A 14246-nucleotide genomic window follows, 5' to 3' on the forward strand; every position below is an offset into this window, starting at 1 on the left:
CCCGCTATGGAAAAAGCCCTACCCGGCAGCCCTGGCATCAAAAGATCAGCGGTTCACGTCAAACAGCGCCGCGCCTTTTTTCATCACCATCTTGGCAATGACGCTGCGATGAATCTCGCTGGTGCCGTCGAAGATGCGGTAGATGCGCGCGTCGCGGTAATAGCGCTCAATCGGCAACTCCTTGCAAAAGCCCATGCCGCCGAAGATCTGCACCGCGCGGTCCACCACCCGGCCCAGTGTTTCGGCGGCCTGCACCTTGACCATGGCGATCTGCTCGCGCGCATCCATGCCCTGGTCCAGCATCCAGGCGGCGTGATAGACCATCCAGCGCGCGGCATTGATCTCGATCACGCTGTCGGCCAGTTGCTGCTGGACCATCTGGAAGTCGCCGATGCGTTGGCCGAACTGCTTGCGCTCGTTGGCGTAATCGACCATCAGTTCACACACATGACTGGCCTTGCCGACAGCGCGCGCGCCGACCTGCGCCAGCCGCACCACATTGAGCGCGCCCATGGCCAGCTTGAAGCCCTGCCCTTCCTCGCCCAGCAGCGTCACGGCTTCGAGCGGCACATTGTCGAAAAACAGTTCCAGGTGCGGCGTGCCGCGCAGGCCCATCATCTTCTGGTCCTTGCCGACGGTGAAGCCGGGCAGACCCTTGTCCACCATGAACATGCTGATTTCCTTCTCGCCGGTCTTGGCCGAGACCAGGAAAAAATCGCTCCATTCACCATCGCTGATGAAGTGCTTGCTGCCGTTGAGCACCCAGCCGGTATCCGTTTTCTTCGCATGCGTCTTGATGCCCGCCGCGTCCGAGCCGGCGCCCGATTCGGTGATGGTGATGGCGCAGGTGCGCGTGCCCTCGATGGCGGGCTTGAGCCAGCGCTCGACCTGCTCGCCCTTGCAATGCAGCAGCGGCTCATACACGTTGCCGAAAGCGCGGCGGATCAGGATGTCGGTGGTGTGGCCGAACTGCTCCTCGCACAGGATGCGGTCCAGGTTGGACAGGCCACCGCCGCCGAGTTCGGCCGGCATGTTCATGGCGTACAGGCCGAGTTCCTTGGCTTTTTCATGAACAGCCTGGGCCTTGGCCTTGTCCAGGAAACCGTGTTCCTCGATGCCGTCTTCGAGCGGCTTGAGTTCTTCGGCGATGAAACGGCGCACCGTGTCAATCATCATTTTTTGCTCGTCGTTCAGGGAAAAGTCCATGGGGGTGTCTCCAGAGGTGATTCAAAAGCGACAGGGCAAGCGGCCCCGCCAGGCGCGGATTTAAGGGCAGGCCCGAATCACGCGCTGCTGAACCAGCGGGCACCAAAGAAGAACGGCAGCCGGGACAAGGGGTCAGAACGATGTGGCACGGCGGACTCCGGTGTCAGGCTTGCGGCTCAAGAAAGGCGCGGCTGACCGCCAGGCACTGGCGCGCCCATTCGGTCTGGCCGAGTTGCGCCATGCGCTCCAGGTGGACGACTTCGACGCTGACCGGCAGGTCCTGCGGCAAGGCGTCGAACAGGCCTTTGAGGTCAATGCCGCCCTCGCCGGGCAAGAGCCGTTCGCAGCGGGCGGCGTGGATCATTTCTTCCCCCGTGAAGTCGCTGCCCCTCTGCGCGCGGGTGGGCGCATCGCAGATCTGGGCGTAGTGCAGCAGTTCGCGCGGAATGGCGCGGATGTCGTCCAGCGTGGTGCTGGAGCGATCAAAGTGCAGCGCATCGACGAGGATGCCGGCGTTGGCGGGCCGCCCGGCGGTATTGATGATGCGCAGCGCGGCATTCGCGTCGGGCACGGCGGTCCAGGGCATGAATTCCAGGTCGGCCGTCAAGCCGTAGGGCTGCATCAGTTCGCACAGGCGCGCGTAGCCGTCGGTCAACCGGGCTTCGTCGGTGTCGTCGCCGGCCACCAGCACGGCCTTGGCTTTCAGCGCCGCACCAGCTTCCAGCAGCGGCAGGTAGCTGCGCGCATCAAAACCTTCGGCGATGCGGATGATTTCCAGGTCGAAGATGCCGACGCCGGTGTCGCGCTGCGCCGCCACGGTTTCGCGCAGCACCTCGGGCTGGCCGATCAAAAACTGCTGCGGCGCGCCCGCCGCGTTGGGCAGCAGGCGCAGGCCGACAAAGGCGTAACCCAGTTCCGCCGCCAGGCGCACGGCCTGCGGCGGCGTGCAGGTGTTCGACGTGAGATAGGCCAGCGAGTAGATGCGCGACATGGTGGGCTCCCGGCTTATTTCAGCGGCGACACGGCCGTGGGCAGCGCAATCGTCGATGTCATGGCGGTGGTCAGGTGCGCCGGTCCGCCCTTGGGCGGCCAGATGCCTTGCGCCACGGCGTCGGCGCGGGCCTTGCTGCGCGCATCGAGCGTGGCGTAAGACCAGATGTTGGTGAAACGCAGCGGGCCGTCGAGCGCCACCATCGCCACCACGCAGGGCGACAGCGCTTCGCGCGGCGGCACGTACTGCTCCCACAAATCAATCGTGGCCTGCACGCCGCCCGGCTTGATGCCGTAGGTGCGGATTTCATACACCGGGCCGCTGATGCCGGATTCAGCGCTCGGGCGCACCGGCTTCATCCATGGGAACCCTTTGTAGCTGTGCTGCTCCAGGCTCTGGAAGGTGGCGCCGCAGCCGAACGGGTCGGCGCTTTGCTGGGTGCGCTCGCGCTCGGCCTGCAATTGGCCCAGGTCGGCAAAGCCGCGCAGCACGATCATCTGGTTGAGCTGGCCGATGTCGGTGAACCAGCAGCCCAGCAGTTCGCCTTTCGCTTCAGGCGCGGCGGCGTAGGCCTGCACATTGGTGGCGGCTTGGGCCGCAGTGCCGAACGGCAGGGTCATGGTGGCGAGTTCGTAGTACATGGGTCTATCCTTGGTTGAAAATGCTATTAAAAACAGAGCTGTTTGCGCCCGCCAGCTATGCGCAAACGGCTGATTTTTCTTGAAAACTGGAGTCAATACCGATACCCGCCGCATGGTGCGCGGCGATGAAGCCGAAGGTCATGGCCGGGCCGAGCGTGATGCCGCCGCTCGGGTAGCGCCCGCCCATCATGCTGTTCATGTCGTTGCCGCCCGCGTACAGCCCGGCAATCGGCTGGCCGGCGTTATCCAGCACCTGCGCGCTGGCGTTGACCCGCAAGCCGGCGAAGGTGCCCAGGCTGCCCGGCAGCACCTTGACGGCGTAGAACGGGCCGCGTTCAAGCGGCGCCATGCAGGGGTTGGGCTGGCCGGTGGCGGCGTCGCCCTGAACGCGGTTATAGGGAGTTTCGCCCTTGGCAAAGTCGGTGTCCTGGCCCTGAACGGCTTGCTGGTTGTAGCGCTGCACGGTTTTTTCGAGGCCAGCGGCGTCGATGCCGCAGGCTCGGGCCAGTTCGGCCAGCGTGCCGCCGCGCTTCAGGTAACCGTTGTTGAGCATGCCGCCCAGCGGCATCGGCGCGGGCTTCACGGCGCCCAGGCCGTAGTGGCGGATGAAGGCGTGGTCGCAGACCAGCCAGGCAGCTACCGGCTGGCCCTTGGGCGTGGCCTCGATCAGGTCGCGCATGAAGTCGTAATAGGAATCGGCTTCATTGGTGAAGCGCCGGCCCGCAGCCGTCACGGCAATCAGCCCCGGCTTTGCCCGCTCGATCAGGTGCGGAAAATGGGCCACGCTGCCATCAGCGCGCGGCACCAGCGACACCGGCGCGAGCGCGGCGGCCTGCACCAGGTCCGTGCTGACGACGCCGCCAGCGCCCTCGCCCAGCCGCAGGCCGTCGCCGGTGTTGCCGCGCGAGGCGGCCGACCAGTGTTCGCGGCCGGTGGGCGCGTGCGGCAGCAACGCCTTCTTGCGCGCCACGTCATGCGGAAAGCCGCCGCAGGCCAGCACCACGCCGCGCGCGGCACGGATCTCGATGTCGCCGCCGGGCGAGCCGACGACGGCGCCGGTCACCCGGCCATCGGCCGTGAGCAGGCGCCGGGCCGGGCTGTTCACGCGAATCTCCACGCCGGCTTCAAACGCCGAAGCCGCCAAGCCGGCCACCAGCGCATTGCCGTTGACCAGCCGCATGCCGCGCCGGTGGAGCGCCAGGTCGCGCCAGTGGCGCAGCACCAGTTTGGTGACGTGCCAGAACGAGGCGGGCTTGCGTGTGGCGTTCAGGAAATGCCTGAGTTCCGCGCCCGACGCGATGCCCATGCCCCACAGCGTGGTTTCTGGCAGCGGCGGCTTGAGGGTCTTGATGTTGCCTGCCAGCCGGCGGCCGTCAAAGGGCGCGGCGCAGATCGAGCGCCCGCCCGTGGCCGCGTCGGGCGTGCGGCCGTGAAAGTCGGGAACGCCGTTGCCGTCGATGAACTGCAGCGCAGTTTTGGAACGGAAAAACTCGACCATGCGCGGGCCGTTGTCCAGGAAGGCGCGCGCCCTGGCCTCGTCAAACTGCGCACCGAGTTCGTGCCGCAGATACGACAGCGGCTTGTCAATGGACTCGGTGAGGCCGCCTTCAACAGCCAGCGGGTTGCGCGGAATCCACATCCAGCCACCCGACCAGGCGGTGGTGCCGCCGTACTGCGGGTCTTTCTCGATGACGATGACCTTCAGCCCCAGATGCGCCGCCACCACCGCCGCCGACAGGCCACCCGCGCCCGAGCCGATGACCAGCAGGTCGCAGGTTTGCGCAGGGTGTGAAGCGACAGGCATGGAGGCGTGTCCCCCATCAGTAGGGGCCGCGGAACCGGCTTCGCCGGGCCGCAGGCGCAGCGCCCCCTCGGGGGGCAGCGCAGCACACGAAGTGGCAAGCGTGGGGGTCATTTCAGGCAGCGTAAATACGCTTGAGTCCGCCAGTGCCATTCAAACTGGCGGTACTCGCGGTATCGGCCAGGCGCGCGGCGGACTTGGTGAAAAAAGGCGATGCGCTGCTGGCAGCGGCCAGTTGCGCGGCCAGCGACAGCAGATCAGGCCCCAGCGCCAGCATGCGCTCCCGGGTAAAGCGCACCGTCGGCCCGGCAATGCTGATGATGCCCATGGGCGGCTGGCCGGCCAGTTGCACCGGCGCGGCCATGGCATTCAGGCCTGCCGTGTAGGTTTCCTCGGTGAGGCTGAAACCGCGTTCGCGCGTCTCTCGCACCGCGTCCATCACGGCCTGCAGGCTGGCCGGCGCATTCGGGCCGAATTCCTGCGGGTTGCCCAGACCCTGCTGCGCCACCAGGGCCAGCGCGTCGTCGTCGCTCAGCGCCGACAGCCAGGCGTGGCCGGACGACGAGCAGGACAGCTGCGCATCGCTGCCCATGTCGGGGTCGTAGCGCAGGCCCTGCCGGGCGCCCTGCGCGCGCGCCACCCAGGTCAGGCGGTTGCCATCGACCACCGACAGGCGCACCAGTTCGCCCGAGATTTCGGCCAGCCGGTCGAGCAGCGGCTGGGCAATATCGACGATGCCGGACTTGCTCAGAAAAGACAGGCCCATCGACACCAGCTTGGTGGTCAGCAGGTAGTCGCCGTGGTCGCGCGTCTGGCGCACATAGCCGCAACGCGCCAGGTCGGCCAGCAGCCGGTGCACCGCGCTGCGCGGAATGTCGAGCTGGTCGGCGATGGCGGCCATTTCCATGCCCTCGCCATGCTGGGCGAGCAGCTCAAGAATGCCCAGGGTTCGTTCAAGTACGCCGTTCATAGGGATGACACCAAAATTTGAGTTGAATAAATAGAATTAAATTCAATAGTTGAATAGTATTCCAGTTTTAGGTAGGATTGTCAAACTTTCCAACTTACCTACCTCCACACCATGCTAGAACAACTCAACGGCGCCACCCGGGTCCATTTCATCGTCGGCGACCCGATTGCCCAGGTCAAATCCCCGGCCGGCGTGACGCAAGCCTTTGAAGCCCACGGCCGCAATGCCATCGTCGTCCCCGCCCATGTGGCGCCCGAGGATTTGCTGGTCTGGCTGGCCGGCACCTCGCGCTCGCGCAACGTGGACGGCATCATCGTCACGGTGCCGCACAAGTTCGCCGCCTTTGAACTGTGCGCCACCACCTCGGACCGGGCGCGCTTTTTGAAAACCGCCAACGTGATGCGCCGCAACGCCGACGGCAGCTGGCACGGCGACATGTTCGACGGCCAGGGCTTTGTCGCCGCCCTGCAGGACAGCGGCGCCCAGCCAGCGGGCAAGCGGGCGCTGCTGGTCGGCGCGGGCGGTGCGGGTTCGGCGATTGCGCATGCGGTCGTGATGTCGGGCGTCAGCATGCTGGCGATTCACGACGAAAGCGCGGCGCGGCGCGACACGCTGATCAAGCGGCTCGACGGCCTGAACGGCGTTCGTGTCGAGGCCGGCAGCGCCAATCCCGAAGGGTTTGACCTGGTGCTCAACGCCACGCCCATCGGCATGAAGGACAGCGACCCCTTCCCTGTCGATGTCACCCGGCTGACGCCGCACATGCATGTGGGCTGCGTGATCACCGCGCCCGCCATCACGCCGCTGATTGCCGCAGCGCGCGCCACAGGCTGCAGCACGCAGACCGGCGCCGACATGTTTGCCAAGGTGCGCGATTTGATGGTCGATTTCTTGCTGGAGAAATGAGATGCAGTTGATCGACAACGGCCTTTCCGCCCTGCCCGAGAATGCCGGCTTTGACGTGGTGGTGATCGGCGCCGGGGGCGCCGGCATGGCGGCCGCGCTGTATGCCGCCATCGACGGCGCCAGCGTGCTGCTGGTCGAGCGCAGCGAATTCGTCGGCGGCACCACCGCCTGGTCGGGCGGAACGACCTGGATACCGGGCACGCGCCACGGGGCAGCGGTGAATCCTGCTGACACGCTTCAAGACGCCAAGCGCTACCTGGACAACGCCGTGGGCGAGCGCACGCCGGCCGCGCTGCGCCAGGCTTTTCTGGACAACGGCCCGCGCGCCGTCGATCAGATCGAAGCCAATTCCGAGGTCAAGTACCGCGCCTATCCCCGGCACCCGGACTACATTTCCGATTTGAAAGGCTCGACCGTCAATGGCCGGGCGCTGGAGCCGCTGCCGTTTGACGGCCGGCTGCTGGGCGATCTGTTCCGGCTCATCCGCCCGCCGATCCCGGAGTTCACCGTGCTCGGCGGCATGATGGTGGACCGCACCGACATCAACCATTTGCTGGCGCTGAGCAAGTCGTTTGCCTCCTTCAGGCACGCCGTCAAGCTGCTGGCTCGGCATGCTGGCGACCGGCTGCGCCATCCGCGCGGCACGCGGCTGGTGATGGGCAATGCGCTGGTCGGCCGGCTGCTGTATTCGCTGTCGCTGCGCAAGAATGTCACGCTCGCGATGAACACGTCGGTCGAAAACATCCATCAGGACGCCGGCGGCGTCAAGTCGGTCACGCTGGTGAACAAGGGCCAGCGCCGCAGCGTGCAGGTCAGGGGCGGCGTGATCCTGGCCAGCGGCGGCTTCAACCGCCACCCTGGTCTGCGCCAGCAAATGCTGCCGGGCGTTGACGCCGCCTGGTGCCCGGCCGCGCCCGGCCATACCGGCCAGGCGCACGAACTGGCGCACAAGCTGGGCGGGCATTACGCCAGCGGCGGCCTGAGCCCGGCCTTCTGGGCGCCGGTGTCCACGCGTCAGCGCGAAGACGGCAGCCAGGCGGTGTTCCCGCACTTCATGATGGACCGTGCCAAGCCCGGCATGATCACGGTCAACCAGGCCGGCGAGCGCTTTGTCAACGAAAGCACGTCCTACCACCTGTTCGGCCTGAAGATGCAGGAGGCCAGCAAGACCACGCCGGCCATTCCAGCCTATTTGATCTGCGACGCCGAGGCGCTGCGCCGCTACGGGCTGGGCATGGTGCGCCCCGGCGGCAAGGGCCTGGCGCCCTATCTGGCCGACGGCTACCTGACGCAGGCGGACTCGCTGGAGGAACTGGCGAAAAAGCTGGGCATCAACGCCGCCGGGCTCAAAAGCAGCGTGCACAAGCTCAATGCCTATGCCGCCACCGGCATCGACCCGGACTTCCAGCGCGGCGTGACGGCCTATTCGCAGAACATGGGCGACGCCAGCCGGGGCGGCAAGAACCCCAACCTCGGCGCGCTCAGCCAGGCGCCCTACTACGCCGTTCGCCTCTACCCCGGCGACATCGGCGCGGCCACCGGCTTTGAGACCGACACCGATGCCCGCGTTCTCGGCGCAAACCGGCAGCCTGTGGGCGGGCTGTACGCCGTGGGCAACGACATGCATTCCATCATGGGCGGCACCTACCCGGCGCCCGGCATCACGCTCGGGCCGGGACTGGTGTTTGCCTACCTGGCGGCCCGGCATGCGCTGGCGCGGGCACGCCAGCCAGTCGCCGCCTGATGCGATTTCAAGCATTAAAACAGGCTTTTGTACACGCTGGCATTGCGTAAGCAGCTATTTATTTAATAGCACCAAGGTGTACAACCTTCACCGTCGGCGAACGAGCTGTTATTTTCGCCGTCCCACGGGCAAGGCCAGCGGCTTCACCCCGGCGCTGCAACCGCCTCTGGCCCGGCAGCCGGCCAGGTGTCGGGCTTGAGCATGCTCTGCAGCGCGCGGGTGCGGAATTCGCCCGGCGTCAGCCCCGTGTGCTTGCGGAAAAACCGGCCAAAATAGGCTTCGTCGGCAAAGCCCAGCGCATCGGCCAGCTGCTGGATGCTGCTGCTGGTGAACACCAGGTCGCGCTGCGCCTCATGCACGATGCGCGCATTGATGACCTCCAGGCTGGAAGTCCCCAGCACCTCGCGGCACAGCCGCGACAGCTGGCCGGGCGTCACGCCCAGCTGGCCCGCATAAAACGCCATCGGCAGGCGCTTCTTGAAGTTGTCGTTGACCAGCGCGCGGAATTTCTCGATCTGCGCGGTCTTGCGCAGGCTGACGGCCAGCGGCGCCGGCGCCCTGGCCTGGCCCAGGCGCGCCACCTGGACAAACAGCGCCGTCAGCAGCGACATGCCGGCCGCGAACTGGCCAATCGCATGCAGCCGCGCCTCGCGCTCGATGGCCAGGAACAGCGGCATCAACGCTTCGGCATGGCGGCCGTCAGCGTCGAGTGAAATCACGGCGGGCTTGCGAATGGTCTGCAGCAACTCGGGCATGGCCAGCGCCGCCAGCGATTCCAGTGGCCGCTGCGTGGCCGTGACCACCGGGCCGTTGACATCGGCGGCGAAGTGAAAGCCATGCACGGTTTGTGCTGGAACGACCAGCAGGCACGGCGCCGTAACCCGCCACTTGGCGTTGTCGAGCAACACCTCCACAGAGCCCTGCGTCAGGTACAGGATCTGGATGAAGGCTTCATGCACATGCGGGCGTATTTCCCAGTTGTACGGGCCGGAGCGCTGCGGAATCCATTCGAAATCGAAGGAGTTTTTCCAGCCGGGCTGCGCCTGATCGCCATACAAAGCATAGCTAGGGATAACCCTTAACATGGCATTATTCATTGTAAAAATGCACGAATTGTCCGGTAGCTCGCTTGAATCGTCAAGGCACGAAGGGTGTCAAAAGCCAACAATCCAGCATCGAATTCCTGGAGATTTCATGCTTGATTCCACACACCACTGGCTGGGCCTTGAGGGCCGTATCTGCGTTGTCACCGGCGCTGCCAGCGGCATCGGCGCGGCCATCGCGCGCAGCCTGGCCCAGGCCGGCGCCCGCGTCGCGCTGCTCGACCGCGACACGGCGGGCTGCGAAAAAGTGACCGCCGAATTGCGCGCCCAAGGCGCCGACGCTATTAGCCTGACCTGCGACATTGCCAGCGAAGCGAGCGTGAATGCCGCCGCAGCGCGCGTGCAGGACGAACTCGGCGCCTGCCATGCCCTGATCAACAATGCCGGCCTGCTGCGCTCGGGCGGCTTGGCCGACGTGAGCCTGGACGACTGGAACTCGGTGCTGTCCATCAACCTGACCGGCTACCTGCTGTGCGCCCGGGCTTTTTCAAAGCCGATGCGCGAGGCCGGCCTGGGCAGCATCGTGAATGTCGCGTCGATCTCTGCCCTGTTCCCGCAGACCGGCAGCGGCGCCTACAGCGCCAGCAAGGCCGGCGTGCTGCTGATGTCGCGCCAGATGGCGGTCGAATGGGGGCCGCAGGGCATCCGCAGCAATGCGATCTGCCCCGGCATGATCCGCACCGCGCTGTCGGCCCGGTTTTATGAAGAACCCGGCTTCGAGCAAAAGCGCGCCGCCGTCACGGCCAACCGCCGCGTCGGCGAGCCGCAGGACATTGCCGATGTGGCGCTGTTCCTGGCCAGCCCGCGCTCGGCCTATGTCAATGCCGCCGAAATCGTGGTCGATGGCGGCATGAGTTCAATGCTCATGGACATGGTGCCGCGCCCCGGCTTCAACCAGTCCCGTCCCGCCGCCCACGCCTGAACCATCCCCTGGAGAACTCAAGATGTCACGAGATATTGAATGCGACCTGCTGGTCGTCGGCTCCGGCGCTGCCGGCCTGGCCACGGCCATCACCGCCAAGAAACGCGGCCTGGACGTGGTGGTGATCGAGAAAGAACCCGTGTTTGGCGGCACCACCGCGCTGTCCGGCGGCGTGCTGTGGATTCCGCTGGGGCCGCATGGCCGCAAGCAGAATCCGGCCGACACCCGCGAGGCGGTTCGCAGCTACATGATGCAGGAGACCGGCGCGTTCTACGACGAGGCGGCGGTTGCGGCCTTCCTCGACAACGGGCCGAAGATGGTCGAGTTCTTCGAGCGCGAGACGGCGATGAAATTCATCCCGACGATGTACCCCGACTACCACCCCGACATGCCGGGCGGCGCGAGCATCGGTCGCTCCATCCTGGCCGAGCCGTATGACATTCGCGGCCTGGGCAAGGACATGGCGCGGCTCAAGCTACCGCTCAAGACCATCACCTTCATCGGCATGATGTTCAACTCGTCGAATGCCGATTTGAAGCATTTCTTCCAGGTCACCAAGTCGCTGACCTCTTTTCTCTACGTGGCGAAACGGCTGGCGAACCACCTGAAGGAAATGGCGCTGTACCGCCGCGCCATCAACGTGACCAGCGGCAATGCGCTGGCCGCGCGCCTGGCCCAGTCGGCCCTTAGCTTGGGCATCCCGATTTTGACCAGCAGCCCGGCCAGGGAAATCATCATGGACCAGGGCCGGGCCGTCGGCGCGCGCATTGCCAGCGCTGAAGGCGACTACCGCATCACCGCCCGGCAGGGCGTGGTGCTGGCCTGCGGCGGTTTTCCGCAGGACATCCAGCGCATCGCCAAGGCCTATCCGCATTTGCAGCGCGGCGGCGAGCACCTGTCGCCCACGCCGCTGGGCAACACCGGCGACGGCACGCGCATGGCCGAAGCGCTAGGCGGCGTGGTCGATATCCGCTTCAAGGACGCCGCCGCCTGGATGCCGGTGTCGAAGGTACCTTATGGCAACGGCGAGTTCGGCGTGTTTCCACACCTGCTGGACCGCTACAAGCCGGGCATCATCGGCGTGCTTCGGTCGGGCAAGCGCTTTACCAACGAGTCCAATTCCTACCATGACGTGGGCGCGGCATTGACGCGCGCCTGCGAAGGCCAGAAGGACACGGCGATGTGGCTGATCTGCGACAAGGCCACCATGGGCAAGTACGGACTGGGCTATGCCAAGCCTGCTCCGATGCCGCTGGGCGGCCTGATCCGCAACGGCTACCTGATCAAGGGCGACACGCTGGCTGAACTGGCGAAAAACGCCGGCATCGACCCGGCCGGACTGGAAGCCACCGTGCGCAACTACAACGTAGGCGCCGTCAAGGGTCAGGATCCGGCCTTCGGGCGCGGCCGCACGGCTTTCAACCGCTACCTGGCCGACCCCGAGAACAAGCCAAATCCCTGCGTCGCGCCGATCCAGAGCGGGCCTTATTACGCGGTCAAGGTCGTCATGGGCGACCTCGGCACCTTCGACGGCATCAAGACCAGCGTGGTCGGCGAAGTGCTCAAACGCGACGGCACGGCCATCGCCGGCCTGTATGCCGTGGGCAACGACCGCGCCAGCATCATGGGCGGCAACTACCCCGGCGCCGGCATCACCCACGGGCCGAACATGACGTTTGGCTACATCACCGCCCACCACATCGCCGACAAGGCAGGAGTTCCCGCATGACGCCCCTCAACCTCGCCCTGCCGCTGGTCGATCACCGCATCTACACGATTGCGCTGCGCAAGATGCCCGAGTTCCTGGAAGTGTTCGACCGGCTGGCCATGCCCATCCTGCTGCAGACGCTGGGCAACCCGGTCGGCATGTATGTGAGTCAGGTCGGTCCGCTGAACCAGTTCGTGCACCTGTGGGCCTACCAGAGCCTGGCCGACTACGAGCAGCGCTGCAATGCCCGCGACACGCACCCGGACTTTGCGGCCTACCTGTCGGCCTCCGGGCACCTGATCACGGCGCAGGAAACGCGGCTGATCCGGGCGGTCGATCTGCCCAGCCTGCGCAGTTTCACGCGCTGAAGCGTGAACGAGCAAGGGTATTACCGAATTCAAAAAATTGGAATTAAATTCAATACTTGAATACTATTCCAGTTTTATGTACCATTCGACCCATTCCTATAAAGAGACACACCATGCCTGAACCCCGGAATGCAGCGCACCCTGCGCCTGTCACCCCCAACCCAGCGGCAGCGGTGGCCATCGTCACCGGCGCGGCCGACGGCATCGGCTGGGCCACGGCGCAGCGGCTGGCGGCCGACGGCCTGCGCGTGGCGCTGCTCGACCTGCGCGCCGACGCAGCCCAAGCCCGCGCCGCCGAACTTGGAAGCATCCACCTGGGACTCGGCTGCGACGTGACCTCGGAAGAAAGCGTGGAAGCCGCCGTGGCTGCCGTGCTGGAACGCTTTGGCCGCATCGACGCGCTGGTCAACAACGCCGGCATCGGCGACCAGACCGGCCCAACGACCGAACAAAGCGTGCAGGCCTTCGACCGCGTGCTGGCCGTGCATCTGCGCGGAACCTTTCTCATGAGCCGCGCCGTCGCCAGGCACATGCTGCAAGCCGCGCCCGTGCCGGGCCGGGGCCGTGGCGCCATCGTCAACCTGGGCTCGATTGCCAGCAGCACCGGCCTGCCGGCGCGCAATGCCTACAGCGCGGGCAAGGCCGGCGTGCTGGGCATGACCCGCGCCATGGCCAGCGAATGGGCGCGCGCGGGCATCCGCGTCAACGCCGTGGCGCCCGGCTATGTGCGCACCGCGCTGGTCGCCGAGCTGGAGCGCAAGGGCGCGATTGACGCCGCAGCCATCCGCCGCCGCACGCCGCTGGGCCGCATGGCCGAGCCCGCCGAGATTGCCGAGGTGATTGCCTTTTTGGCCAGCGACCGCGCCAGCTATGTGACCGGCGCATTGATTCCGGTCGATGGCGGCTGGACGGCTTTCGGCGCGACCGAAAGCGCTCTGCCCGAACTGGCTGAGCTGGCGGACGAGCTGGCCTGAAGGCCGCAACCGCAGTCCGCAAAACCCTATTTCAACGAAGACAAAGGAGACAAACAACATGTTGACCATCAACCTGTTCAACGGCCTGGTGTACGGCGCATTGCTGATCGTGATGTGCTCGGGACTGGCCCTGATCTACGGCCTGCGCCGCGTGGTGAATTTCGCCCACGGCTCGCTTTACATGCTGGGCGCCTACCTCGGCTTCACCATTGCCAGCCAAAGCAATTTCTGGGTCGCGCTGGTCGCCGTGCCGGCCATCATGGCGCTCTTTGGCGTGCTGCTGGACCGCTACGGCTTTCGGCTGCTGCAGGACCGCGACCCGCTGACCGTGGTGCTGGTCACCTTCGGCCTGCTGCTGGTGATCGAGGACTTCGTGCAGACCGTCTGGGGCAAGAGCAACCTGTCGGTGGCCACGCCCGAGGCGCTGAATTTCTCGGTGAACCTGTTCGGCACCGCCGTGCCGGCCTACCGCATCGGGGTGATCGCGGTCGGCGCGGGCGTGGCGCTGGGCCTGAGCCTGTGGCTGAAGTATTCGCGCATCGGCCTGTTCGTGCGCGCCTCCAGCACCGACCCGACCACCACCGCCATGCAGGGCGTCAACACCGATGCGCTGAGCGCCGGCGTGGTCGGACTGGGAACCGCGCTGGCGGGCCTGGCTGGCGTGGTGGCCGCGCCCTTCCTGGCGCTGTCGCCGTCCATGAGCAGCGACGTGCTGATCGACTCCTTCGTGGTGGTGGTGATCGGCGGGCTGGGCAGCCTGTCGGGCGCCTTCGTGGCGGCGCTGGTGCTGGGCCTGATCCAGTCGCTGGGCGCCGTGTACCTGCCCAACCTGTCCGCCGTGCTGCCGTTTGCGCTCATGGTCGCCATTTTGCTGTGGAAGCCTGCGGGCTTTGCCGGCAGCCGCACCTGAAA

The 14246-nt window shown here is 66.1% G+C and carries 13 protein-coding genes; 7 read left to right on the top strand and 6 right to left on the bottom strand.

Features of this window, described 5'->3' with window-relative positions; translation table 11 throughout:
• Positions 1 to 45 precede the first annotated feature (45 nt).
• The 5 genes from PNAP_RS13490 to PNAP_RS13510 all read right to left on the bottom strand — a co-directional run bounded on the left by PNAP_RS13490 (position 46) and on the right by PNAP_RS13510 (position 5609).
• Positions 46 to 1206: an acyl-CoA dehydrogenase family protein gene (locus PNAP_RS13490; protein ID WP_011802080.1), complete on the bottom strand. Its 1161-nt coding sequence runs from the start codon at positions 1204 to 1206 to the stop codon at positions 46 to 48.
• 163 nt (positions 1207 to 1369) lie between these two features.
• Positions 1370 to 2197 carry a sugar phosphate isomerase/epimerase family protein gene (locus tag PNAP_RS13495; RefSeq protein WP_011802081.1) on the bottom strand — a complete coding sequence of 276 codons (828 nt, stop codon included), beginning with the start codon at positions 2195 to 2197 and terminating at the stop codon, positions 1370 to 1372.
• Positions 2198 to 2211: 14 nt separating this feature from the next.
• Positions 2212 to 2838: an NIPSNAP family protein gene (locus PNAP_RS13500; RefSeq protein WP_011802082.1), complete on the bottom strand. Its 627-nt coding sequence runs from the start codon at positions 2836 to 2838 to the stop codon at positions 2212 to 2214.
• 55 nt (positions 2839 to 2893) lie between these two features.
• The gene (locus tag PNAP_RS13505) at positions 2894 to 4642 is read right to left on the bottom strand and encodes an FAD-dependent oxidoreductase (RefSeq protein WP_011802083.1); all 1749 of its coding nucleotides are present in this window, start codon (positions 4640 to 4642) and stop codon (positions 2894 to 2896) included.
• A gap of 112 nt (positions 4643 to 4754) precedes the next feature.
• Positions 4755 to 5609 carry an IclR family transcriptional regulator gene (locus PNAP_RS13510; protein ID WP_011802084.1) on the bottom strand — a complete coding sequence of 285 codons (855 nt, stop codon included), beginning with the start codon at positions 5607 to 5609 and terminating at the stop codon, positions 4755 to 4757.
• A 111-nt stretch (positions 5610 to 5720) separates the two neighbouring features.
• Between PNAP_RS13510 and PNAP_RS13515 the strand changes: the two genes are divergently transcribed.
• A complete protein-coding gene (locus tag PNAP_RS13515) occupies positions 5721 to 6515 on the top strand; it encodes a shikimate dehydrogenase family protein (RefSeq protein WP_011802085.1) in 795 nt (264 codons plus the stop codon).
• A 1-nt stretch (position 6516) separates the two neighbouring features.
• A complete protein-coding gene (locus tag PNAP_RS13520; protein ID WP_011802086.1) occupies positions 6517 to 8259 on the top strand; it encodes an FAD-dependent oxidoreductase in 1743 nt (580 codons plus the stop codon).
• A 143-nt stretch (positions 8260 to 8402) separates the two neighbouring features.
• Here the strand turns inward: PNAP_RS13520 and PNAP_RS13525 are convergent, their stop codons facing one another.
• Positions 8403 to 9344 carry a helix-turn-helix domain-containing protein gene (locus PNAP_RS13525; RefSeq protein WP_049763764.1) on the bottom strand — a complete coding sequence of 314 codons (942 nt, stop codon included), beginning with the start codon at positions 9342 to 9344 and terminating at the stop codon, positions 8403 to 8405.
• Positions 9345 to 9453: 109 nt separating this feature from the next.
• Here PNAP_RS13525 and PNAP_RS13530 point away from each other — a divergent pair, with 109 nt between their 5' ends.
• The 5 genes from PNAP_RS13530 to PNAP_RS13550 all read left to right on the top strand — a co-directional run bounded on the left by PNAP_RS13530 (position 9454) and on the right by PNAP_RS13550 (position 14244).
• A complete protein-coding gene (locus PNAP_RS13530; protein WP_011802088.1) occupies positions 9454 to 10284 on the top strand; it encodes an SDR family NAD(P)-dependent oxidoreductase in 831 nt (276 codons plus the stop codon).
• A gap of 22 nt (positions 10285 to 10306) precedes the next feature.
• Positions 10307 to 12013 (top strand): FAD-dependent oxidoreductase, encoded by a 1707-nt coding sequence (locus tag PNAP_RS13535; RefSeq protein WP_011802089.1) that lies wholly within the window; start codon positions 10307 to 10309, stop codon positions 12011 to 12013.
• The gene (locus PNAP_RS13540; protein ID WP_011802090.1) at positions 12010 to 12360 is read left to right on the top strand and encodes an NIPSNAP family protein; all 351 of its coding nucleotides are present in this window, start codon (positions 12010 to 12012) and stop codon (positions 12358 to 12360) included. The genes PNAP_RS13535 and PNAP_RS13540 overlap by 4 nt, the downstream gene beginning before the upstream one ends.
• 113 nt (positions 12361 to 12473) lie before the next feature.
• On the top strand, positions 12474 to 13334 hold the full coding sequence (locus tag PNAP_RS13545; protein ID WP_011802091.1) for an SDR family NAD(P)-dependent oxidoreductase: 861 nt from the start codon (positions 12474 to 12476) through the stop codon (positions 13332 to 13334).
• A 58-nt stretch (positions 13335 to 13392) separates the two neighbouring features.
• Positions 13393 to 14244 carry a branched-chain amino acid ABC transporter permease gene (locus PNAP_RS13550; RefSeq protein WP_011802092.1) on the top strand — a complete coding sequence of 284 codons (852 nt, stop codon included), beginning with the start codon at positions 13393 to 13395 and terminating at the stop codon, positions 14242 to 14244.
• The last annotated feature ends 2 nt before the right edge of the window (positions 14245 to 14246 follow it).

The sequence above is a fragment of the Polaromonas naphthalenivorans CJ2 genome (assembly GCF_000015505.1).
In the GTDB taxonomy this organism is placed as follows: Bacteria; Pseudomonadota; Gammaproteobacteria; order Burkholderiales; family Burkholderiaceae_C; genus Polaromonas; species Polaromonas naphthalenivorans.